Below are 24,333 nucleotides of genomic sequence, written 5' to 3'. Positions count from 1 at the left end.
ATTCACTGATTACCTTGCCTGTAATGCTATTTTCAGATTTAATCGAAGTCCAAAAAAAATGAACCTAATTCTATCCCAGAATGAATAGGATCTTTTTAAAATCTTCAACCTTGCTTCTCGAACATTTGGAAGCAAATGTTTTCCATCGTAATTCGAGAATTTAAAATATAACCGCCTCTGGATTAAAAATAGATCATCCAATGTAATTCGATTGTCTAAATAAGCGTCCTCCGCAACCCTGGATAAACTAATGGGCAAGTTCTTATAGTTTTCATTGTTTCCAGAAATATTGCCTCCATGAACTCTATATTGTACCAGCGCTTTATCAATGAACCAAAATTTAGTATGCAATGAAAGGCGTGTGAAAAATTCAACGTCTTCCGTGGCTTTACTGATGAAAGGATTAAATCCTTTTATTTTTTTAACTAACTCAGTTCGAATAAGTGGTGTTGGCATCATGACCGTCCAATTGCCAATCATTTTAATAAAGCAATCCCCATGTTTTACCTCGGGGCTTCCGGGTCTTCCAGTAATAGCACCTGTCAAGTTTCCTTTTTCATCAATGCAGTCACAATAACTGTGGACTAATCCAAAATCAGGTTCTTTTTCCAAAATATCGACCTGAAGTTCTAACTTTTCAGGATACCACAAATCATCATCATCAACGAAGGCTAGGTATTTTCCTCTTGCCAAATTTATCCCTTTGTTTCGGGGAGTAGCGGGTCCACCCGAATTTTCAATTTTTTCATAATGGCAAAAATTAAACTCACGACAAACCAGTTCAGCTTCATTTGAAGGACTGCCATCGTCCACTACAATAACTTCAAAATCTTTAAAAGTCTGCTTGGAAATACTTTCAAGCGTTGATTGTAAAAAATTGGACCTATTGAAAGTAGGAATTATTATTGAAACTTTTGGTTTTGATACCACTGTTGTGAAAAGGTATATTTTAATATTTGATTTTTAGATAGTTTAAATTTAACTAAAACAATTGGCCCTACATTTAAAGCATAAAAAAACATTTATTAATCAAGATGATAATCTAAACGTAGTGCAAATAGTTTATCCTTCATTTTTCAATCTGCCTTGCTATTGTCGCTGGCGACCCTTTTACTAAAGTAAATGGAGGTACGTCTTTTGTAACCAAAGCCCCGGCAGCCACCATTGCTTTTTCACCAATAGTAACTCCTCCTAAAATTATAGCTCCTGCACCAATTGATGCACCTTTTTTTATTAAAGTTTTTTGGAAACTTTCTGGATACTGTTTGGAACGAGGGTATTTATCATTGGTAAACGTAACATTTGGGCCAATAAAGACATCATCTTCTATCGTTATGCCATCCCAAAGGTATACACCAGATTTTACTGTTACACGATCTCCTATTACAACATCATTCTCAATAAAGGTATGACTATTGATATTACAGTTTTCTCCAATAACGGCGTTCTCTAAAATGACAACAAATTGCCAAATGGTAGAAGTTTTTCCAATTTTTTTTGATTTAATATCTGACAGCGGACTAATCATAATAAGCTTTTGGAAAAGGTAATAAAATCATCATAATTTCTAATATAATCTTTCTCGTTATAGGTATGAGAGGCAAGAACGAGGCAGATTGCTCCTGAGGAAAAGTTAACCTCTGAAGCCCAAATTCCCGGTGGAACATATAATCCACAATCTGGCCTGTTTAACAAAATTTGCCTTTTTGATTTCCCATCATCTACCAAAACTTCAAAAGAACCACTTACTGCTATCAAAAACTGATGACATTCAAAGTGTGCATGCGCTCCTCGGGACTCTCCGCCGGGAATATCATACAAATAAAAAACCCTATTAATATCAAAGGGGATTTCTTTGGAATTCGTGACAGGCGTGATATGTCCGTTTCTGTCACCAATCTTGGACAGATAAATTAAGTAGCAATCCAGGATTGATTTAGATTTTGACATTGCTCAGGGATTTGTATTCTTCAAAGTCTCTTAGATAATCTGAGGGATCAAATTCCTTATCGGATAGATGAAGGCAAATCGCATTGGTTGAAAAATTATCCAAATGCCTCCAAGTCAGGGCCGGAAGAAGCAATGCATGATAGGATCTGTTTAATGAAATCGTCTGCTTAGTTCCATCCGGAAGTGTGTGCACCACGTCAAAACTCCCACTTAAAGCTACAATAATTTCATTTTGGGACTTATAGGCATGCCCCCCTCTTTGTTCTCCTCCTGGCACGTCATAAGTCCAAAATACTCTTTTGATTTGGAATGGTATCTGATTGGGATATTGGATAAATGTAAGATTCCCCCTTGGGTCAAAGATTTTAGGAAGGTTTATGAGTTCATAAGTTTTCATGGAGTCAGAATTATCGCGTCTGAAGTAGTGAAACTTCATTTTCCTTGATTTCAAAATGAATGCGGTACCACCAGGCAGTAAAATAAACCTGTCGGATGATTGGATAATATTTTATGGGGTCCTTTTTGAATCCATTCACAATTCCTGCCACATCCAAGTAACAATAAGGTTTGAGTGAAAAAAGACCTGACTTAGGAAGGTCTTCCAAGATCTCCCGGAGGTAAGGCTGGTTTAGAATAAGAGTTTCCCAAGGCACTGATAGACCAACTTTCCGGTGCTTGGTAATATAGTCTGGAAGCTGTTTTCCGATAGAATTCATCAAAAGGTACTTGCCTTTACCTTCACTTCGGAAATAAGAATCGGGAAGACTTCCTGTGCCAACTACCAAATTGGGGTCCAGAAAAGGATCCCGACATTCGATCGAGGCCCCCATGGTAGTCCGGTCATTTCGGTCGTTCAGGGTATATAGATGCGTATGCTGCTCCAAATACAAAAGTTGGCGGTATCGGTTTTTTGGATAGACTTTTTTTGCTTCTTCCAGAATACCAATCCTATATTCTTCCAAAAGTTTGGCAGCATTAATTCCCAAATTTTGCAAGTCAGAAGGATACAATTCATTGGCATTCATCAGGATTTCAGCTTCCCTATTGTTCATTTGGAGGTAGCGTTTCATTTTCCGAAGTCGCTCGTTTTTAAGCCATCTATCGGGAATAAACCGAATCAAAGAAAGAAGACGGTAACGCATTTCCCTGTCATGAATCTTGTATCGGACGTATCCTCCGAGAATTTCATCAGCTCCTTCCCCACTCAGCAATACAGAGACTTTTTCCTTAGCCTTTCTTGAAATCCCCAGGAGATGCCCATCAGAAAAATGCATGATGGGTTCGTCGTGGTGACGGATAGCATCTCTGGTCAGATTCACCAATTCTTCTTCTTTAAACTCAAAAGAATTGAAAGACGCACCAAGTGATCCAGAAAGCTGGCGAGCCAAATGCGACTCATCGTGTCTAGTATCGCTAAATGCCACATTCCACGAACTCAAATCATTAAATCCCTGCTTTGCTTGACTAAAAAGAGTGCTGCTGGAATCCAATCCTCCACTCAGCAACGTTCCTACCTTCACATCTGCAATCATTCTCAGCTTGATGCTTTGATGGAACGTCTCTTCAAACCATTCCAATGGATTTTTGATTTCCTTGCGGGCCAAGATTTGCTCACCCAAATGAAACCAGCGCCCTTCCTCCTTTCTTTTTCCCGATTCCGTGATTTTCATCCAGTGTCCTGGAAGAAGTTTATACACATTTTTGAACACAGAATTTTTACCGGCATTAAATCGATAAAGAAACAGCTCATCCAGATTCTCCTCCTCAATTTCTTTCGCCAAATCCGCCACAAAAAAAGCCTTTGCCTCACTTGCAAAGTAGAAACCATGATCTGAAGGAAAATAAAACAAAGGCTTCACCCCAAATCTGTCTCTGACCAGAGTCAATTCCTGTCTGCCACGATCAAAAAAAGCAAAAGCAAAAAAACCGTTTAATCTGGACAAGGCATCAAGCCCATACTCCATCAATAAAAAGAGCAACACTTCTGTATCAGAAGTGGTATTAAAAACATATCCCTTTCGCTTTAGTTCAGGATAGAAGATTTGATAATTGAAAATTTCCCCATTAAAGACTAGGGTAAAATTTCCGCAAGGTGAATGAAAAGGCTGATTAGCAGAATCGCTGAGGTCAATGATTGAAAGCCTCCTATGCCCAAGTGCCAAAGCCCCGTCAATCCAATGAGCCCCAGCATCCGGACCTCGGTGCTGCAGACTTTCTCTCATTTTGAATATCAAATCCGAAGAGGCTGGCTGATTGTTGTAATTCCAAAAACCTACAATACCACACATGATCAGGCAGATTTTTGGGATAAAAGACTTAAGTACCTCTTGTAAATTTCTTTCATATTGCTTCTAAAATCAACATGTTTCTCAATATACTCCCTATTCCTTGCTATAGCTTTTTCAACCAATTCCGGGGATTCTACTGCAAATCGGATAGCATTAGCTAACTCCATTCCATCCTCAACAGGCACTAAAATTCCATTTTTCTTTTGGGATAAAAAGGCCTGATTGGCCGGAAGATCAGAAACTATCGGAAAACAACCCACTGCCATAGCCTCAAACAAAGAGCTGGAAACTCCCTCTGTTGTAGGGAACGCTACATAAAATCTTGATTGACTGAGCAGTTTGGGAAGCTCTTCGTTGGGGATCAGGCCCGTAAAATTAACCTGATCTTCAATACTCAGATCTCGACACAGTTGGAGAAGCCGGGGTTTTTCGGGACCGTCTCCAACCATGATTACTTTTACCTTTAGTCCCTCATCCCTAAGCTTTGCCACACTTTTAAGGATATCCGCATGTCTGTAAAGTTCATACAGAGACCTGGTTACAATAAGACTCACTTCAGGGATTTGAGTATGGTCTTCATGAGAGAACTTAAAATGTTCCAAATCGATCCCTTTGGGCAAAACCAGAATCTTATACGGAGCTGCTCCTGAATTGAGCATTGCGTAGGTCATCACATGTCCCCATGCATGGATCATATCCACTCTTTGATATACCCAACGCTGAATAATCCGCTTGTAAAACCCGGAAAAACCCTCTTCAGGATAAGCATCTGTGATCCCTTGCTGGGCCACTATTCTGACCGCTGCATGGACAAAAAGAGAAAACATCCCATAGCTAGTCGCCCTTTCCGCCAAAACCAGGTCGTAACGAGTCCCAAATCGAGTTTGAAGAATTTGAAAAAAAAAGAGGAATGCGTTGAAAATACGTCCAATTCTGGTGTCAGACCTTTTGATCTCCATAGTATCGAGAATGGTTCCCGATTCTTGTTCGATACCTTTTATCCAACTTTTGGCGTCAGCGCGATAGGTTTCGCCTAAAAATAAAATCTTAATCATGCTTCTGTTCAAAAAACCAGCCTAGAACTGGATTAGGAGACCAATTGAGTTCAGTTTTAGCCTTTGTGCAGTCAAAGGTCAATTGTCCGATTAGTTTTTCAAGCCTATATGTGTTGATAGGTAAAATAGAAAATAGATCTCCAAGCTTTGCAAAAGGTTGGATCAAGGCCAAAGGAACCACTTTTACCGATTTCTTTGCCTTTGCAGCAATGGCGGAATCCAATTCCGAAATCCTAGGATCTACCCCATCGGTCAAATTGTAAATTCCTCCTTCAAATCCAGAAAGTGTGGGGATCAATTCTGCTACATCTTTTGCCAATACCATGGACTTTTGGGATTCTCCATTTCCTACTCTAAAATAGTATCCCGCTTGGATGGCCTTTTCCATCGCACCTAAATTCCCCGGGGCATTTTCCCCTACGATCAAAGGAAGCCTCAGGATAAATGTTGTTACCCCGTGTTTTTTCCCCCAATCCAGAATCAATTCTTCAGCTTTGATTTTACTCAGCGCGTAGGGTGTAGTTCCCATAAGAGGCGCATTTTCCTTGATCAAATCCCCAATTTCCTTACCATAGACAGCTACGGAACTGATAAATACAACGGTTTTGGGGAGTTTCTGATTTTCAGAAATCCGGTTTAGCAACTTTTCTGTCCCCTGTACATTCACTTTAAAAAAGAGCTCCTTTTCTGCCCTCGTTTTGGGAATAAAGTGGGCAGTCCCAGCAGCATGAATCACCATATCTACTACAGGAAGTGGAGGTAATTCCTGAGAAAAATCAGCTACAATATCTGACTGAGTAGCCCTGCCTAATTGAATCAATTCTCCATGAGATATAAGGCTTTGGGCTAGATATTTTCCCAAAAAACCATTTCCTCCGGTTAACAGGTATTTCATTTTTATTTCTAAGCGTTCAGGGCATTATCCCTATAAATAAACCAAGTGGAGCCAATTGGAATATTTGATATTTTAAAGAAGTGAGGCTGACGACTTTCTCGATTTCAGTCAGGGATGGACTCGATAGCAGTAATCATTTTATCAGCGAGTCGGTTTTTATCAAACTCTATTTTTGAAATTTCAAGAGCTCTTTCCTTCATCCCTTCAAGGCGAACAGGATCTGATGCCAAGGAAATCAGCAAATCTGCTAAGGATTCGGGATTATCGGGAGGAAGCGTAAAACCAACTTCATGCTCGATCAGGAAGTCTTTCATCCATCCCTGAGTATTTTGAACCACCGGAACACCGGCAGAAAGAGATTCAAAAAATTTATTAGGAGATGAAGTATCCAGAACCGGGGTACCTTTGAGTGGTACCAAGGAAACCAGGGCATGTTGTATCAAAGCTACCAGGTTTTCTTTGGGCATCAGTGGCCACCTAAGCAGTGTATTAAGTTGATGATTTTTGATTTCCTGATCGATCAATTCACGTTGCTGTCCTTCCCCGATCATCACAATCTTAATTGAAGAACCTTTTTCCTGAAGGATTTTGGCAGCTTCAAGAAGCCAAATAGAATTATTTACATCACCGATATTGCCAGTGTATATTGCGTAAGTTTTTGGACTAATCCCTAGATCAGACGGAAAAGGCTGTGGAGTTGAAAATAGAGAAATATTTGCCGCGTTGGTAACAGTAATTACATTACTACGGGGAGATTTGACCCGAATTTCTTTTTCCATACCTATGGAGAGTGCCACGATCAGGTCTGAATACCGATAGCAGAATTTTTCAAACCAGCGAGAAGCCTTAATCATCAATGGATTTTTGATAATCCCAAGTTCAATAGCACCATCCGGCCACAAGTCGCGGCTTTCAAAAACAAGCTTTTTTCTCCTTAAAAGCTTGGCCATCAATCCGGGAAACCCAACGGTAATTGGTCCGCTGGATGCAATCACCACCTGTGTTGGGTAGGTCAAAGAATACCAACAGGAAAGAATAGAGTATGCCAAAAAGGAAAAAATCCGTTTAAAAAAAGACTGTCTATTATCAATTTTGACGTTGATAATAATCACTTTCACACCATCAAAAAATTGGTTATCTATAAACTTGGAAGAAGAGATATCAGATTTGGAATAAACACTGGTCACTACCGTCACCTGATGTCCTTTTTTCACCCATTCTCTGGTAAACTCGTGAACCCTAGTTCCCCAACTTCCTTTGGAAGTGGCAAAATATTGATAAAAATAAAGGATCTTCATTATTTCCCGTCTTGTTTCAAATGGGAAATAAAGTGTTTTAACTTCCCTGATTTTTCCCTGTCTATAAAATCAACCTTTCTAATTTCTACTTCCAGACCTTTTTCCAAATAGGTATCAAATGCCTCCTGAATTGTCTTTTTTGAGAAATCATCAAGTTCTCGATCCATGACGATATAAAACAAGAATTTGCTTAGACTTAATTGATGTACCTGATATTCGTGAATGTACCCCAAAGTACCCATCAAATGTTTGGAAACATAATACAAAGAAAAGCCGGCAGCAACTTTTCCTGAAGGCAAAAAGACTTTGTCATTAAGCCTGCCCTGAAGATTAATCAGCTTATCTTGAACCATTAAGGGGTCTTTTTCGATTGCACCAAAATCTCCAACTTCATACCGAATAAAAGGCATAGCTATATTAAATAGATTGGTAAAAATCAATCTACCTGTTTGGCCATCCTTAACAGGATGATCATTTTCATCTATCACTTCAGAAAATAGCGTCTCATTTGATAATCTTTTGATCCCCATTTGATCTGACATTGCTAAAAATGCTACCTCTGAAGCACCGTATTCATTATAAATAGGAACTTGGAATACTTTCTCTAAAAAAGCTTGATCTTCTTCGGTACATTGCTCGCTGGTAACAATAGAACAACTTACAGAAGGACAAATTTCTTTCAAAGTCAATCCCTTTGTCTGAAGGTGCCTCGCAAAAGTTAGTTGTGAATTGGTATACCCGTATAAGTACCGAAATGGGGTTTTCCGAAACTTATCAATAAATCTATCCAATGAATAATCCGAGATATCAAAAATTACAAATCGGTATCGGTTCATTAAAAAATCTTTAATCCTTTCTTTATAATAAGCAGGTTTTTGTAGAGGAATACCGTAAAATCGTGCCTGTAAATCAGTAGAAGATATACCTACTTTTTTATACCGATCCAGAATTAGCGCCCAAGTGATACTGTGGCTAAATTTATCTCTGGCGAAGACCATTGGAATGCCCGAAGAGCCTGATGTACTTCCAAAATGCAATTCACTATTTTTTAGTCCCTTTGAAAGTAAAATTTCGGGGTTAGTCTGGAAATCTTTTTTCCTGACAATCGGAAGCTCATTCCATGAATTCGGCAAAAAATTACCAATTAACTTTCTGTAAAGTGGATTATTTTGGAAATGAAATTTTACCAATTCCCATTTCTTCCGTTCCTGCCAATGATGATATTCATCTTTGGATAAAGCTTGAATACCCTTAATTTCTGCCAACGCCTCGTCTAAGGGATAGTTCTTAAGCCTTAATAATCTTTCGACCGTAATCATTTAATAAAACATCAAACGGGTTGATGAGCTTCTTTAGAAACCTCTTTTTTTGAAATTTTAGAACCAAGTTTAGGGTATTTAATTTCCATCAAACTCAATCCTATAAACCAAGGTGTCAAATAGGTTCTCATGGCAGCGTGAAAAGTAGTATAAATAGCTATTAAAAATAAAGCGACTAAAATACCCTTCTCCATTGGAGGTTTTTTAGACTTGATCAACCTTATCATTAGGTACATCAGTATAATAAAATATAATAATCCTAAAATCCCATGCTCTGATAAAAGTCGGCTAAGTTCAACATGTGAAAGGTAAAACTGACTTCCACCTCTAAGGTAAGAGGAAGCTCCAACTCCAACACCTAGGACTAAATTTTCTTCCCAAAGTTCCAAGTCTTCCATAAATATGTTGAATCTACCGGTAGTAATAGAATCAATGGATTTTTCTTTAGTCCCTGCAAGAGTGCCTTCTGTTTCTCCCAAATACCTTAGCCCCAACAAGCCACCAGTAAGATTATCCGCAACCTGGAAAGTGATCATTAATAAAATAGCAGCAAGAACAAAAATCTTACCTAGTTTAGGAAGCTTGTATCGTCTCTTGTCTGATTCAGCTGACAACATAATAAAAAATAATATTACTAAAATACCAAGAACACCGCCTATAATTCCCCCTCTTGAGAAAGTAAGTAATCCCTGAAAACCAAACAGAAAAAAAAGACCAAAGTCTAAAATCCTGTTACCGGTAATTTTCCATTTATTGATCAAAAACAAAAAAGAAATGAAAATACCTATCCCTAATAAGGTAGAAACTTGATTAGAACCACCTCCTCCACTGGTGGCAAAACTTGCCCCAAGCGTAAATTCAAGTTCATCATATGAGGGCGATTTAAAAATTATAGAAGATAGAACAGAAATCAAGGGTAACAAACTAATTCTTAGCAGTTTAATAAGTTGAATTTTGGTTATTGATTTTCCATAAAAAAACCAAATTGCCAACCCCACATTAATTGGACCCATTAGGTTGAAAATTAATCCCTGCTTATCTACTTTTCCCGAAAGGTCGAAAAATATGGAGGGCAAGATTAGGACAACCATAATCAATCCCAAATAACTATTAAAACCAAACTTAAAAACACCAATAATAAGCATCAGACAAAGAAGGTACTTCCCGAGTTCATAAGGTATGAAAGGAGAAGTTTGGGACATCCTTGCTAAAAGCTCAAATGAAGTTAAATAAGTAATAAAAATGATAAAGGGAAATACATTTTTAATCCTAATGATGGTTAGAAATGAAGTTCCAACAACTAAGTAGAACCAAATAATCAAACCAAACGGCGATAATGATGAAGCAACTCCAAGAAGAACATGGAAAATGGTCCAAAATAGATAATTTTTAGAAAGAATTATTCTTTTTATCAAAATTCCTAAACTTTAGAACCTGGGATTTTCTCTAAGTTATTCAAGATCTTCATGTAGCCTTCCATAAATTTGGAAGGTCCAAAATTAGATTTTATATGATTCTTAAATTCCATTCCAATTAAATTACTTTTATCCAAATCCAAAAGCACTTCTTCAAGAGCAGCGGCTAATAAAGCTGGGGATTTGGGAGGTACTAACCATCCAAATTGACCATATCCCAATACTTGATCACATTGGCCAACCTGAGTGGCTACAGTAGGTAAACCAGCCATACCATATTCTAATAATGCCACGGGTAATCCCTCTGATTCAGAACTCAACACCCCAATATGAGCCGACTCCAAATAAGATGAAATTTCAGTAACTGGTCCGACGATTTCTACCTCTTTTTCGAGCCCTAACTCTAAAATCCGATTTTTAACTAATTCAAGCCAATTTTCCTCAACAAATTCACCAATAAAAGAAGCTTTGAAAAAATAACCTTTTTGTTTAACTATCGATAAAGCTTCCAACAAAGTTAATTGATCTTTTTGCTTTCGAAAATTGGCTACATTGATAATAGATAAAATTTCGCTATTGGGAAAAGCTCTGGAAACCTCCAAAAATCCAGGAAAATTGGCTAAATAAAAAATAGAGTTTTTCTTATGGGGGAATCTTCCTTCCCAATACTTTTTAATAGTATCGTTAACAGTTACTAAACTATCAATAAAAGGCATAATCCAATTCATCTCTTTCCTTGGATACAAATCAAGCATTTCACTTTGACCAAAATGATCGTGCCAAACAAGCTTCGTATTTGGAAGAAAGACTTTGAATAAAACAGACCAAAAAATTGAGGTTTGATGAGCATGTAGCACATCAGGTTTGACATTCTTTAGATATACTAGAATTTTTAAAAAAGTAAAAACATCAAAAAAACTTGATTTATTGAATATTTTAACATGCACATCCTTGGAAACGAACTTTAACAATCCCCCTCCTATTCGAGTGACAATTAAATGGCTTTCAATATTATATAAGGTAAAAACATTACTAATATTGACAGACATTCTTTCAATACCTCCCAGACTTAAGGAATCTACTAACTGAACAATTACTCTCTTTTTCAATTATAAATATCTAAAATTAATAAACAGATCACTATACTTTGGGTCCAAAAATTTGAAGTTGATATTGATGAGAAACAAGAATAAAGGTATTGACAGTTTTTGCAAAGAAACTATATTCTTTAGATTGTAAAAATTTATATAATTCAGAATTCATGAACTCATCAAATGGTCTATTAAAAAATTCAATAAGAATAACTTTTGGTCTATATAAACTCCAATTATTAGATCTAACAACCGAGAAATCGAATCCCTCCGCATCAATCGATAAAAAATCTATTTCCACATTTTTAGGCAAATATTTATTAAAAACCTCTTCAAGGGTACAAACTCTAATGTCTATCTCATCTATCTTTTTAACTTTTTCTACAGGTTCGCTGAGAAACGAATTATAAAGTGGGTTAGCATACATGTGATACACTAATTTTTCGCAATCAGAATCAGAGATGCCTAATTCCAAATTAATATCCTTAGGACGATAAAAATCAAAGAGCTTCTTTGAACCAGGCCTAGGATCGATATTTATTCCATTCCAGCCCTTGAGATAAAACAAATATGTATTAGAGAATTCTTTAGGATGAAATGCTCCTACATCACAAAAAAATCCTTTGCTTTTTTTAGAAAAAAGTCTATTTAAAATTAAGTCCTCTCCCTCTTGGGAAAATGACCTGTTTAATTTTTCTTCAGAGAAGTGCTTATTAATAATTACTCGCAACAATCTATTTGGAATAAGCGAATAAATTAAAAATAAAGCCAGGTTCTTAATCTTATTCATTAAACAAACCTTAATTGTAAATTAATATCATAATAAAATCTTACTATATATGTTACGAGGTATGCAAACTAGATAAAAAGTGATTAATTTTGTAAGCTCCTTTCCTTATTCGAAACACGTTAATAACCTCAAGAAAGTAGTACCAAACAAGATTTAAATTAAGTAATTGAAATCTATCATTTCTATCAAAAGTAAAAATTTTAATTACCAATTCCTTAGTTATATAAATAACTAATCTTGCAATTTCTCGTTCCACTTCAATAATAGACAATTTTTTTCCTGCTTTACTGAAGTTTTTATAAAAAATATAATATGGTTTCGTTGATCCAAATCCTCTGTAATATTTAATGGCAACTTTCCAATCAATCCTCTCCTTCGGCATAAAGTGCTTGAATACCAAGGTATCTTGATAGTAGAGTCTATATCCTAAAATTCTTGCCAACAAAGAAAGCTCTGAATCTTCTCCTACTGCTTTTCCTACATTCTTTCCAGTAACAAGGGAAAAATCTTGACTTCTTAATTTATCCCAAATTTCCATTTTAAAAATCATACCCGCACCCCAAACATATTCATTAATCCCATCCATATATCCTGGAGCTTTTGCTTGGCCTCCAATGACAAAGGCACTTTCAACCAAAGGGAACCAATCTGGGATTTCACATTCAATTTGTGGAACTGACTTTCCTCCTACAATCCCGATATCAGGAAATTTTTCAAGAACTTGACTTGCAATTGTTAGGTAATTTGGTTCTAGCCAATTGTCATCATCACAAATAATGGCGTGAGAAAAAGAAGCATTATCAAAAGCCTTCTCAAGTGCATAGGCCTTACCAGGGTTGTTTTCGGAAAGGTATTTAATTTTTATAGTTGAATGTAGTCCCTCTAAGAAGTCCTTACAAAATTGTAAACTTAAATCACTAGAACGGTTATCTACTATAATTAATTCAAAATCATATCCAACAGGAATAGAAAGGTTAATAATATGATTCAAGGTAACTCCTAATCTTTTTCTTCCGTTGTAGGTACAAATAATTACGGAGAAACCTTTTTCTCTTTTTAATAAGTTCATATTAGTCTTTGACATATCAACACCAAAAGCGAAAGCGCTTTAGTCTAAATTAAAATAAGGCAAGATAACATCTAGGAAAAACAATTTGGTCAAAAAATCAACCAAACGAAGTTTAACATTATAGACTCTTAAGTAATTTTTAAATAAAATAATATTAATTATTAAAAATTCAAAAGATCAATACTTTAAACATAATTTCATTTAAACCCATAAAAAGAATTAAAAAAATTAAATTAATTTCATTATTTCATCATTAAACAACTCTAAGGTATACTTATTTGACCATTCTCTTGCCTTTATTGATTTACTTGAATATTTCGAAGGGAACTTAAAGTAAAAATCAATTATCCTCAATACTTCTTTAGGGTCCTTACTAATCAAATCACCCCTCTCATCTATTCCAAGCATATCTGGCACACAAGAAACGGGAGTAGTAATTGGAATGCACCCAAAAAACATAGCTTCTGCTACTACCTTTGGCCAACCTTCACTATCTGATAAAAAAATTAGGAAATGAGCTTTTTTATATAATGTTTTAAGGTCAGTGGCATTTACATTTCCAAGAAGACTTACGAACTGCTCTATCCCATTTTCTCGAATGTATTCCTCAAGAAGCTTATACTGGTTACCATCTCCACAAACATCTAAGTGGACTTGATAACCTTTATCCACTAATAGCTTCAGAGACTGAAGAGCTATTAGCGGATTCTTTCCTTCAACAAGACTCCCGACAAAAATTAAATTCAGCTTCTCTCCAGTTTCCGGTAACTCTTTATTGAAATCTAAAATTTCAGAACGTGAATAAGAAGCCGTGAAAAATGGAATTACATTACTTGAATCTCCTTTCCATTTTCCGTACACAAGTGCCTTCATATTACGGGAAAGAAGAGTGCTACTTAAAATTTTCTTTTGAAGCTGATATGTAAATGGCTGCAAACTAGCTGGGTCCCAATTACCTGCATACTTGGCTGTCTTTTTCTTAAAAGGAAAAAATATCTGAACAAAACATCCTAGTAGGCCCATATTACCTGGACAACGTAGATGAATATGGTCGGCTTTACTCATAGCATTAAAAATTTGAAAAATAATTTGTGGTAAGGATAATACACTTCTTACCGCAGAATAAACTGTTGTTAGGTTAATTTCCTGAACTTCTCTTACTTCAAGATTTGCGTGCTCATAAGATAATTCGATGGGATTTGGATCGAGACCTTTCAACACTGGTGCCACCAATATTACCTTGGAAAAGGGATGAATCCAGAGATTCATTTCCCTAACATAAGGTGCATATCCAAAAATTTTCCCGTTTGCTGATTTATGAATCACATGGGTAACAATCAAAAAAGTCACTTTTTTAAAAGATTTGTATAAAAATCAATGTTTTGTTGAAGCAACACATTTATATCAAACCGTTTCAAAACATCCCTCCTGCCCTCCAAACCCATTTTTCGAGAAGCCTCTTTATCAGCAAGCATTTCAATTGTTTTTTGGGCAATATCTGTTGGAGATAGCGGATCACACAATCTACCGGTGACTCCATCATTAACGACTTCCGGTCCTGGGCCAAGTTTACTAGCCAAAAAAGCCTTACCCATACTGAGAACCTCAATCCAGGCTAATGGCATGGCTTCCATGTGTGAGGGGTAAATACATAATTCTGCCTGCTCTATTAATTCAGGCAATCTATTATTATCCACAGCACCTAAAAAGGTAACACATGATTCAATATCCTTTGTAATCACTTCTCTTTTCAAAAATGAGATATATGAAGAACCATCTGGAAAATACCAATCTCTACCAGCTATGACTAAATGAGCCTCAGGAAATTTTAATCTTATCTCAGGAATTGCCTGTATTAATTGACGAATTCCTTTCTTTTCACATACAGTGCCTGCAAAAAAGAGTCTCCCAGGAACAATAAGGCTAGGATTTGCTTCATAGAAGTTTGATAGATTAGCAGGATTGAAAATAATTGGACCCTTTTTTCCATTAAAATCAATGTACTTTAAAGTATGGTTCATCACATATTGACTTACACCAATCACAACATCCGCTTTCCTGAATGAACGCTTTTCCTGAAATCCTTTCCAAAAATTAATTTTTCTTTTTTCTGACTCAGCAAAAAAATGATGACCACCATTCATTCGTATAACATAAGAAATTCCGGAGATTTTTTGGATAAATGCCAAACCTAATTCTGTGGATTCCACAACATCAATCTTTTCATTCAGGTGAATTTTTTTTATTTCAGAATTAATAGAATTGTAGTTAAGCAACCAAGTAATTGGCCTAAGGACCTTAGGTTTTAACCTGTATACGGTCACTCCGAAATCATCTACACACTCAAATTCATTAGTGTAATTCAATCCTACGACAGAAACTTTAACATTATTTTTAACCAAATTCCTAGCTAGAATCTGAATAAAGGTGCCTACACCTCCATGAGGAAAACCTACCTTTGGATATTCACTTGTAATAAAACAAATATGCATAAACTCAATAGGAGGAAATATATTTTTTATCTAAACCCTTAAATTTTAAAAATAATTTGAAAACAAAATCAATAGATAAAATTCTTGAAAGTACGTTATTTGAAAAGAATACTTTTAGACTATTACTTTCTTTTAACTCAGGAAGATTCACCTCCATTATTTTTGACTGATTAGAAAATAATTTTTCTAAATTGTCAGACATCCATGGCTCCTCTATGTTGCCCATATGTAAAGAAAAACTTTTCGATGTTGCAAGACGCCAACAGCCAGTAGTTGAAGCTAATTCGTCCAGAAATCCTTCGGAATTACCCCCAAGCTTATAATTAACCGAATGAAGAGCAAGCTTTTGGAAAATCTCCTTTCTATACGTTACAACAAAATGACCAGCCCCTAGAACTCCAGTTTTACCATTTAAATGCAAGGCCAAATTTTTTTCATAATGACAGGATTTAAACAAATCAAAATTACTAATACTGAGAGCAAATTGTTTAAGCCCTTCAGGATCAACAACTTTTGAAAATCTCAAATTCCTAGAAAATAAAAATTCAGAAATAACATTCCATGTGTGAAACTTTAAAAGCTTGGGATTTGGACAAGTACTTAAAGCACCAAGCTTTTTAAAACTAGTAAACATTTCATAACATTCCTCTTGCCATCCATTTAGAAAAAGAACATCAGAATCTGTCACGGTAACAAAATCAAAATCGTGACCTTTCAAACCCTTTAAGATAGAATTTACTTTACCTATATTATCAGTGTGAATCACCTCATGGATAATTCCTTGATCAAAAAGGCCATCCAAATAGTTCCTTACTTCAATTCTACTTCCATTGTTAACACAAGTAAAAAAAGTCTTGGAATGACAAGTCTTAAAAAGAGACTCTAAACAAATTTTTAAAATTTTAAAGCTATCTCTATGAAACTCTTCATTAGAAGATATATATATAGGGATAATTATTTGATGAAAAAAGGAACTCTCAGAAAGAGGTTGATCTTTATTAGGATTATATTTAATTCTCATTTTTTGAAAAAAAATCTTGTTCAACAACACTATTAATAACTTTTTCAAGCTCAAGAGATGCCTTAAAATCATTCTTGACAATCTTATTTCTCCATATTATCCTATCAACAGCCACTGATTCGGGCGTGTTTAAAACCTGAAGAATCTTTGATTCAATTTCACTTTTCTCCTCGATAAAAACCACAGCGTCAAGCCCTATGAAAGAACGAAAATGTTGAAAGTTGTAGACAGTAGATGTTGACCAATTCGGGTCTTTCAAAACATCATATTTCAGGAAAATCCCAGGCTTATTGAAAAAAGAGAAATCAAGCGCCATGGTAGAACCAATATTAATTACGGTACCACAATGAAAACAAAGATTGGTTAAGAGTTGGATATCTTCAAATAATGGAAAAAAACTATTCCAATTTTGCCCTTTCATCCATAAAGGAGGAATATGCTTAATATTAGGAAAGTTTTCAATTACATTTCTATATCGATCTACTGAGGAGACTGGAACTTGCCTAAAAAGAATCTCAATATTATCTAAATTAACAAGAGCTTCCGCCACATCTTTTAGATATAAGGCATCATAAGGAGAAGTCAATTCATCGTCACCTGAGAACAAAACCCATCTTTTTTCAGCGTCCAAATTATATCTCTTTGCGAACTCAATTCTTGAAATAATAAGTTGAGTATTGGAATAAAAGTCAAATTGAGGGGTTCCTGTAACAAAAATCTGACTTGACCTGATCTCCGGATAAAAATCCAAAAGCTCATTTTTCATGTGATCTGACCAAACAGCGTAAAAATCTGTTCTTATTGGTAATCTTGCCTTCGGTAAATTATCCCAAGAGTAAATTGCAGAAATAGTTTTAATCTTTAAAGAAGAGGCTGCAAGACAAAATGGAACTAAGGAGGGTACTCGTTGATGTGTTATAAATATTAGATCAGGCTTATACACCATTAAAATTTCCTGATAATGAATAAAAGCTTCAGTATCTTTCCATAATTTTTCTATCAATGATTCTAAAAACTGTATAGATCTGTAATTTTTCAGGAAACTTCCAAGAAACTTAGCGAAATGCAAAAATAGTTTTCGTTTAAAGTCAACATTACCACGAACCCAATTTTCTAAGATTGTAGGATTATTTTTAGTTCTTGCATTGGATTTTAACCTGGCAAAAGTGGTAGATTCTCTTAATAATGTTTGAATCTTCTTTTCTCGGAAAAAGTTTAACTCTATTTGATTAAGAGGAGTATTTAATCTTGCATTAATTAAATTAATAAGTTCTTTATCCAAATTATGCATTAATAAAACATCAAATCCCTCATTAGTAAGGCCTGATATCATATCGGAATAGAGATAATTTCTAATACCTACTCCATCTGGAACTACAAATAATACTTTTCTTTTTTCCAAAATCATTAATTAAATAAAAACAAAGATCAAATCAAGTGATTATCTACTTAGAGAGAACTTTATCTAAGGAGCTGAAAAAATTTGAAAGAGAGAAATACTCATTAAAAGGATCTAAGTAAACTTTATCATTTATCAAAATTTCTTCTAGAACTAATTTTAGTTTTGTTTTAATATCATCAACCGAAGATGAATTAGCAAATAGATTTTTATTTACCAATAAATTTTTAAGCTCAGAGTCATCTGGACCGAGTACAAAAATGTGATGGTTAAGGCTTGCTAACAGAGGAGCTTTCCCTACTAGAATATTACTATAATATCCAGAAGGCTCCAAAATCAAATTAACGTGGGAGTATTGAGAAACTTCCTTATAGGCATATCCTGCACTTACTTGTTCTAAAAATCTAATGTTACTTATATGCTCATACTTTTTCCTAAATGAAAATTTTGCTCCGTCTTTTATTCTTAGAATTAAAAGAACTTTATCCTTAAATAGCTTTTTTTCCTCAATGAGTAACCTAAAAGCCTCCAAAAATGGCTCAATAGTTCTACCCAACTGAATTGCACCATGGTACATTATAACAATCTTATCTTCCACATCGTCAAGAAATACTTTTTCAGGGAAGTTGAAAACCTCAGGAACAAATTGGTGGGGGATTGTCAAAAATGGCTTATTTGTGCCATACAAAAAGCTTAAGTCTCTACTTAAGTTATTTGAGGGAGTAGTACAAATAAATCCTCGATGAATGAGGGCTCTCATCTCAAGGAAAGCATTAATTCCAATTTTAGTTAATTTGCCATGATAACCTGGATCCCAAAAAAAAGGATAAGGGTCATGAAAATAGAGAACAGTTTTTTTTTCAAATCCCTTAAGAATTGAACATGCCCTAATTGTAAGGAAAGATTGACCCGTACTTCGAACGAAAATCCTATCAAACAAAGAAAAATCTATTGAACGAAGTTTTTTCTTCATCCATTCAATTTTAAAATTGTCAATCAATGATTTGCCAAAGGCCTTGTGGCAAACCTTCTCCAAAAAACTTAATATAATTCCCCCGACTTTTGGGGTCAAATAAATCCATATATTTTGAATATTTAGTTTTTCTAACTCGTGATTCTCATCGTTACATTTAAAATACAAGAGATCAACTGAACTAACCTCAGGATGTCGATTTAAATTATAGATAAAAGATCTGCTTACTTGACCTTCGCTAGTTCCAGAAACACGTAGATCCTCAGCAATTACTAATATTCTCATTTTAATTTGTCAACAAGAGATAAGTTTATTTAGAGTATTCAAAAAAATAGTTTTGTTTTTGTCTTGATCAAATTCATTTAAAAATCTTCTCCTAGATTGTTGACCTTGAAGATTTATAAGTTCAGGATTATAAATATAAAAAGACATTTTTTGAGCTAGTTCGTTGTAGTCTTCGATAGAATCAAGGATGTATCCTGTAATCCCAGAGACAATTCTATTTCGAACATCCCCCACATTGGTTGAAATTATTGGTCTAGCAGAAGCCATAGCCTCTAAAATGGAAAGCGGCCCCCCTTCAAAAGAAGAACTCATAATAAACACATCAATTTCTGAAAAGACCTTACTCCTATCTTCAAATTTAATAGCTCCCCGAAATTCGACATTGGGCTCAATATCAAGTTCCTTTGCCAGCTTCTGAAGTTTTGGAAGTTCTGGTCCATCACCAAACAAAATAAACTTCAAATTTTCCTTTTGCTTTTTAAGTAATGAAACAGCCCTGAATACTGTGTCGATATTCTTTCCAAAATCTAATCTAGAAACCGATCCAAAATTTAATCTTTCTTTTTTTGGACTGGGGACGTTCAAGAAAGCATCCTGGTCATCATATATCCACTGACGTATTTCTAGGAACTTTGAATTCGGGAAAAATTTTAAAAGATCCTCTTTTTTCTCATAACCTGAAATCAAAAAAGTTCCATAAGAATTCACTTTTTGAAAAAAGGAATAATGCTTGAAATTAAATTTAGATATCTCGTGGTAAGCGATCGGTTTTTGATTCTTCACAGCTAAATCATGAATGAAATGCAGTAGATTTCCAGGACGGATTCCTGCAAAGCAAATTGAACAATCCCTAATCGCTTTCTCTAAAAATAATCCAATTACTTCTGGAAAATTAAGAGCTAGATTAGCCATGCTTTGCCGCATCTTGAATCCGGATTTTATGTAAATCTTTAAAAATCGAATTGAAAAAAACAGCCTAACCAATTCAAAAAAGGAGAGTTGAAGTGATTTGAAACCAAGATTATTAAAAAAATTAGGATTTGCGTAAAAGTTTAACACGCTCACCTCCAAACTTGGTTGATCTTTAACTGCTGCAATAAAACCCAAATTTTCCAATTCCATTCCTCCCAGCCCAGATAATTCGGGAAGTATAAATAGAACTCTCTGCTTATGGATGTTCAATTTCTTTAAGTTGGGCTACCTTTTTTAAAAGTACTTTTATAAGAAGCCTGTTTAGATTAAAGATAAATCTGAAAATAATTGAGTCTGATTTCCGGATAAGTAAATATTGATGAGCAATAAAACGGTCCCACTCTCCCTTTTGCCCAATAAATTTAGAATAAATCATCAGACGGTTCATTTGTCTCTTCCTAACTGAAGTAGATCTAATAAGAGATGTCTGTAAAATCCTATATCGAACTCCTTTGAAGTTAATTCCTTTGAACGAAAAATTCTGTGAAAGTCTTAAAAAGATATCAAGATCCTCCATCATAGAATTTGGATTGTATCCACCTAAGTTCCTCACCTTATGCGTATCAACAAGGACGGTAGGAGCCACAATAAAATAATCTTGAAGAAGCATTGAAAAAATACATCCAGAAGGAAGTTGTGATTCCGTTTGCCATGCTCTCTCTTCAAAAAAAGATGGCTCTTTCAGGCTTACACCATTTTCGTCTATTTTGATCGCATCGCAATAAACCACTGCTAAGCTATCATCTGAAGTTAAAAAAACCTCAACTTGTTTTGAAATTTTGGAAGGCTCTAAGATGTCATCACAGCTTATAATCTGAAAATATTTGCCAGAGGCAAGAGCCAAACCTTCATTGGCGTTTTGTGTAATTGGTTTAGTAACTCCCTGAAAAATGGTTTGTATTGGAAGTTTTTTGCCTCCTACCCAGCTTTTGATCAAAGAAACGCTTGAATCTGAAGAAGCAGCATCTATTATAATTAGCTCAATATTAGGATAATCTTGAGCCAAGATGCTATCCAAGGTTTGAATTAGAAATTTTTCATGATTAAAAGAAATTGCCAACAAAGTGACTAGGGGCAATTCCTTAATCATCTTTTCATCAATAGCCATTCAGAGCATGGATAATTGCCATGACATCTACATCATCCAATACAGGACTTATAGGGATGCTTACTACTTGCTGATGAATTCGTTCAGTAATTGGTAAAGATAGATTTTTGTATTCCTTGTAAGCCTCTTGATGATGAAATGGAACAGGATAATGAATAAGAGATTGGATTTGTTGTGAATCTAAATAAGCTATAAAATCTTCTCTGTCTTCAACCTGCACTACATAGAGATGGAATACATGATCTTCCAAAGATTGATCCCATATTGGAAGTTTAATTTTGGGATTTCGAATTGAATCAGAATAAAGGCTTGCTATTTCTCTCCTTCTCCTATTTTCTTGATCCAAATACTTCAATTTTACATTAAGAATAGCTGCTTGGAGCTCATCCAATCTCGAATTTACACCTTTAATAAGGTTGAAGTATTTTTTCTTACTTCCATAATTGGAAATGGTAGAGATTAATTGAGCAAGGTTGGCATCATTGGTAGTGACTGCTCCTGCGTCTCCCAAAGCTCCAAGGTTTTTTCCGGGGTAAAAAGAAAAACCGGCAGCATGTCCGAAACTTCCTGCTTTCATACCAATTGAATCTTTGGCGCCATGAGCCTGAGCACAATCCTCAATCAAGAGAAGACCATTTTCGTCGGCTAATTTTACAAGATCCTGCATCGGTGAAAGCTTCCCATAGAGATGCACCGCCAAGATGGCCTTAGATTTAGGCGTAATTGCTTCTTTAACGGATTGATAAGAAAGGTTAAAAGTTTCAGGATCAGGTTCCACAAAAACAGGAACCAAACCGCTCTCCGTGATAGAAAGAATCGAAGCGATATAAGTATTGGCCTGAACCAAAACCTCATCTCCGGGTTTTAAAACACCCATTTCTAAATAAGCTCTAAAAATAAGAATCAGAGCATCCAAACCATTTGCAACACCAACACAATATGCAGTATTGCAATAGGAAGAAAATGCCTTTTCAAAGTCTGCTACTTGTTGGCCTTTAATATACCAACCACGGTGCAAAACCTCTTTCATGGCAAGCTCAACTTCATAAGCATGAGCCATATTGATTTTTTTTAGGTCCAAAAATGGAATCATAAGCAAAATGAAAAGATCAATTAAAACTCTTGAAGTTCAACCATATTTTTAAACGATCTATTGGAAACCATCAACTCGGAAAAGCTTCCCCTAGCTTCTATAAAACCATCTTTCATGACTAAAATTTCATCAGCGTTTTTAACTGTACTTAGTCTATGTGCAATAAGAATAATATTACAACTACCTTTTAAGGATTCAATATTTTGTTGAATACTCTTCTCAGTTTCACTATCTAATGCGGATGTTGCTTCATCAAAAATAAGAACATCAACGTCTTTGAAAAGCTCCCTTGCAATTGAAATTCTTTGCTTTTGTCCGCCACTTATCAAAATTCCATTATCACCAAGAACTGTATTTTCCCCATCAGGAAAAGAATTTACAAGTTCTTCAAGATTTGCAAGCTTTATGGCATTCTTAAATCTAAGTATATTTTCTGGAGTAAATTCACTCCAAAAAGTTATATTATTGAAAACCGTATCATTGAAAATTACTGGCTCTTGAGTAATATAACCAATTCTATTTCTAAAAGAAGACATTTTAACTTGTTCTCTAGGCACTCCATTAATAAAAAACTGACCGGATGAAGGATCTATTAAACCTGCTAATAAATTGGTAAGAGTTGTTTTTCCACTTCCACTTCGACCCACCAAAGCATAAGTCAATTTTCTTTCAATATTTATATCAATATTTTTTAGAACAAAATTATCAGGATTATAACAAAATGAAACATCTTTCAAATCGATATTATGAATTCTTTCAACCGCTATTGTCCCACTACTTTTCTCTTCTCCATTTCTAAAATCTTCTAGAAGCTCAAGTCCAACATGGAGACCTCCTAAATTTGAAGTAAAAGATTGCCAAGAAGTCTGTACAACCATAATATAATTCAAAGCTCTATAAAAAAACAATAGACTAAGAAAAATAGTAGCAATGTTGCCTTCCAAAACATTAATCTGAACGATAATTACTAAGATAACTACTCCGATAACCAAGGGCTCGCGTGAAGCCTGAAGTATTGCATTGAAGATTCCAATTTTCTTTTGCTCATCTTCAATCTTATCTACATATGACCTTAATTTAAGTTTATATTTTTCAAAATAATTAGTTGCTTTTAAATACTTAAAATATTGAACTGATTGAATCAATAAACTTTGATAAATATGACTAAGCTTACTATTATTAATGGAAGCAGTCTCCGTATGGCGATAAATAATCTTATAAATTAAATTAGTGAGATATCCACCTAAACTCACCAAAATGGCGAATTGGAAATTCGCCATTAATGCAAGGACAAGGTAAACTAAGAGTAAAACAACAGATTGTAGTGTATTAAAATAAGCTACATATGCAGAAACAATTTTGTAGATTTCACCAGAAAGAGTGTTTTGAATTCTTCCGGCGTCTAGTTTTAAAAAATCTTTAAAATTCATGTTGCCAAGTGAATCAACCATTTGGTAACGGATTTTCTTCACAAAGTACATTTGTATTATGACCTTATAGTACCCCTCAAAATACTTAATAAGGCCTTTTAACAAAAAAATAACAAATAGAAAAGTTAAAATTACTATAGGGGTTAATTCAAATCCTGCATTGGCTATACCAACTACAAGAAACTTCAAAACCCCCAATGATTCCAAAACCTGAGAATTATCTATTGACTCTTCTCCAGCAACTTGGATCAATGGAATAAACATTGCTAAACCGAAGCCATCCAAGAATCCCGTTACCAAACTTAAAAAGAGAATTACAAAAACTCTATTTCCAAGGTAAGTATAGAAAAAAATAAAATGGCGAAGTTGATGCCGTAGGTAATTAATCAA

General features: G+C 35.0%; 22 protein-coding genes. All 22 read right to left on the bottom strand.

Going from position 1 to position 24,333, the window contains the following annotated elements; all coding sequences use genetic code 11:
• Positions 1–9 precede the first annotated feature (9 nt).
• Positions 10–930: a glycosyltransferase gene (locus tag DDT91_RS11690; RefSeq protein WP_187176368.1), complete on the bottom strand. Its 921-nt coding sequence runs from the start codon at positions 928–930 to the stop codon at positions 10–12.
• A gap of 139 nt (positions 931–1,069) precedes the next feature.
• Positions 1,070–1,528: an acyltransferase gene (locus DDT91_RS11685; protein ID WP_187176367.1), complete on the bottom strand. Its 459-nt coding sequence runs from the start codon at positions 1,526–1,528 to the stop codon at positions 1,070–1,072.
• On the bottom strand, positions 1,525–1,950 hold the full coding sequence (locus DDT91_RS11680) for an FdtA/QdtA family cupin domain-containing protein (protein WP_187176366.1): 426 nt from the start codon (positions 1,948–1,950) through the stop codon (positions 1,525–1,527). Before DDT91_RS11680 ends, DDT91_RS11685 begins: the two co-directional genes overlap by 4 nt.
• Positions 1,937–2,386: an FdtA/QdtA family cupin domain-containing protein gene (locus tag DDT91_RS11675; protein ID WP_255502091.1), complete on the bottom strand. Its 450-nt coding sequence runs from the start codon at positions 2,384–2,386 to the stop codon at positions 1,937–1,939. The genes DDT91_RS11680 and DDT91_RS11675 overlap by 14 nt, the downstream gene beginning before the upstream one ends.
• A complete protein-coding gene (gene asnB, locus DDT91_RS11670) occupies positions 2,358–4,238 on the bottom strand; it encodes an asparagine synthase (glutamine-hydrolyzing) (protein ID WP_187176365.1) in 1,881 nt (626 codons plus the stop codon). Before asnB ends, DDT91_RS11675 begins: the two co-directional genes overlap by 29 nt.
• Positions 4,239–4,240: 2 nt before the next feature.
• Entirely contained in the window at positions 4,241–5,293 is a 1,053-nt protein-coding gene (locus DDT91_RS11665; protein WP_187176364.1) for a glycosyltransferase, read from the bottom strand.
• A complete protein-coding gene (locus DDT91_RS11660) occupies positions 5,286–6,188 on the bottom strand; it encodes an NAD(P)-dependent oxidoreductase (protein ID WP_187176363.1) in 903 nt (300 codons plus the stop codon). Before DDT91_RS11660 ends, DDT91_RS11665 begins: the two co-directional genes overlap by 8 nt.
• A 104-nt stretch (positions 6,189–6,292) precedes the next feature.
• Positions 6,293–7,486, bottom strand: a complete 1,194-nt coding sequence (locus DDT91_RS11655) for a glycosyltransferase family 4 protein (protein ID WP_187176362.1) — start codon at positions 7,484–7,486, stop codon at positions 6,293–6,295.
• On the bottom strand, positions 7,486–8,805 hold the full coding sequence (locus DDT91_RS11650) for a phenylacetate--CoA ligase family protein (RefSeq protein WP_187176361.1): 1,320 nt from the start codon (positions 8,803–8,805) through the stop codon (positions 7,486–7,488). Before DDT91_RS11650 ends, DDT91_RS11655 begins: the two co-directional genes overlap by 1 nt.
• An 11-nt stretch (positions 8,806–8,816) precedes the next feature.
• A complete protein-coding gene (locus DDT91_RS11645) occupies positions 8,817–10,220 on the bottom strand; it encodes an O-antigen ligase family protein (RefSeq protein ID WP_187176360.1) in 1,404 nt (467 codons plus the stop codon).
• A 5-nt stretch (positions 10,221–10,225) separates the two neighbouring features.
• Complete coding sequence (locus tag DDT91_RS11640) at positions 10,226–11,329, bottom strand: glycosyltransferase (protein WP_187176359.1); 1,104 nt, start codon at positions 11,327–11,329, stop codon at positions 10,226–10,228.
• A gap of 31 nt (positions 11,330–11,360) precedes the next feature.
• On the bottom strand, positions 11,361–12,101 hold the full coding sequence (locus tag DDT91_RS11635) for an FkbM family methyltransferase (RefSeq protein WP_187176358.1): 741 nt from the start codon (positions 12,099–12,101) through the stop codon (positions 11,361–11,363).
• Between the two features lie 52 nt (positions 12,102–12,153).
• Positions 12,154–13,170, bottom strand: coding sequence for a glycosyltransferase family 2 protein (locus DDT91_RS11630; RefSeq protein ID WP_187176357.1), 1,017 nt, complete (start codon positions 13,168–13,170; stop codon positions 12,154–12,156).
• A 228-nt stretch (positions 13,171–13,398) separates the two neighbouring features.
• A complete protein-coding gene (locus DDT91_RS11625) occupies positions 13,399–14,520 on the bottom strand; it encodes a glycosyltransferase family 4 protein (RefSeq protein WP_187176356.1) in 1,122 nt (373 codons plus the stop codon).
• A complete protein-coding gene (locus DDT91_RS11620) occupies positions 14,517–15,662 on the bottom strand; it encodes a glycosyltransferase family 4 protein (RefSeq protein WP_187176355.1) in 1,146 nt (381 codons plus the stop codon). The genes DDT91_RS11625 and DDT91_RS11620 overlap by 4 nt, the downstream gene beginning before the upstream one ends.
• 4 nt (positions 15,663–15,666) lie before the next feature.
• Positions 15,667–16,683 carry a glycosyltransferase family A protein gene (locus DDT91_RS11615; protein WP_187176354.1) on the bottom strand — a complete coding sequence of 339 codons (1,017 nt, stop codon included), beginning with the start codon at positions 16,681–16,683 and terminating at the stop codon, positions 15,667–15,669.
• On the bottom strand, positions 16,673–18,085 hold the full coding sequence (locus tag DDT91_RS11610; protein WP_187176353.1) for a hypothetical protein: 1,413 nt from the start codon (positions 18,083–18,085) through the stop codon (positions 16,673–16,675). The genes DDT91_RS11615 and DDT91_RS11610 overlap by 11 nt, the downstream gene beginning before the upstream one ends.
• Before the next feature lie 43 nt (positions 18,086–18,128).
• Positions 18,129–19,340 (bottom strand): hypothetical protein, encoded by a 1,212-nt coding sequence (locus DDT91_RS11605; protein ID WP_187176352.1) that lies wholly within the window; start codon positions 19,338–19,340, stop codon positions 18,129–18,131.
• 9 nt (positions 19,341–19,349) lie between these two features.
• Entirely contained in the window at positions 19,350–20,522 is a 1,173-nt protein-coding gene (locus DDT91_RS11600) for a glycosyltransferase family 4 protein (RefSeq protein ID WP_187176351.1), read from the bottom strand.
• Complete coding sequence (locus DDT91_RS11595; protein ID WP_187176350.1) at positions 20,509–21,420, bottom strand: glycosyltransferase; 912 nt, start codon at positions 21,418–21,420, stop codon at positions 20,509–20,511. The genes DDT91_RS11600 and DDT91_RS11595 overlap by 14 nt, the downstream gene beginning before the upstream one ends.
• Positions 21,410–22,480, bottom strand: a complete 1,071-nt coding sequence (locus DDT91_RS11590; protein ID WP_255502090.1) for a DegT/DnrJ/EryC1/StrS aminotransferase family protein — start codon at positions 22,478–22,480, stop codon at positions 21,410–21,412. Before DDT91_RS11590 ends, DDT91_RS11595 begins: the two co-directional genes overlap by 11 nt.
• A gap of 53 nt (positions 22,481–22,533) precedes the next feature.
• Positions 22,534–24,333, bottom strand: coding sequence for an ABC transporter ATP-binding protein (locus tag DDT91_RS11585; protein WP_187176348.1), 1,800 nt, complete (start codon positions 24,331–24,333; stop codon positions 22,534–22,536).

It is taken from the genome of Algoriphagus sp. AK58 (genome assembly GCF_014324365.1).
GTDB lineage: Bacteria > Bacteroidota > Bacteroidia > Cytophagales > Cyclobacteriaceae > Algoriphagus.
Note: the sequence above shows the minus strand (reverse complement) of the source record. Positions and strands in the feature narration are given on the sequence as shown.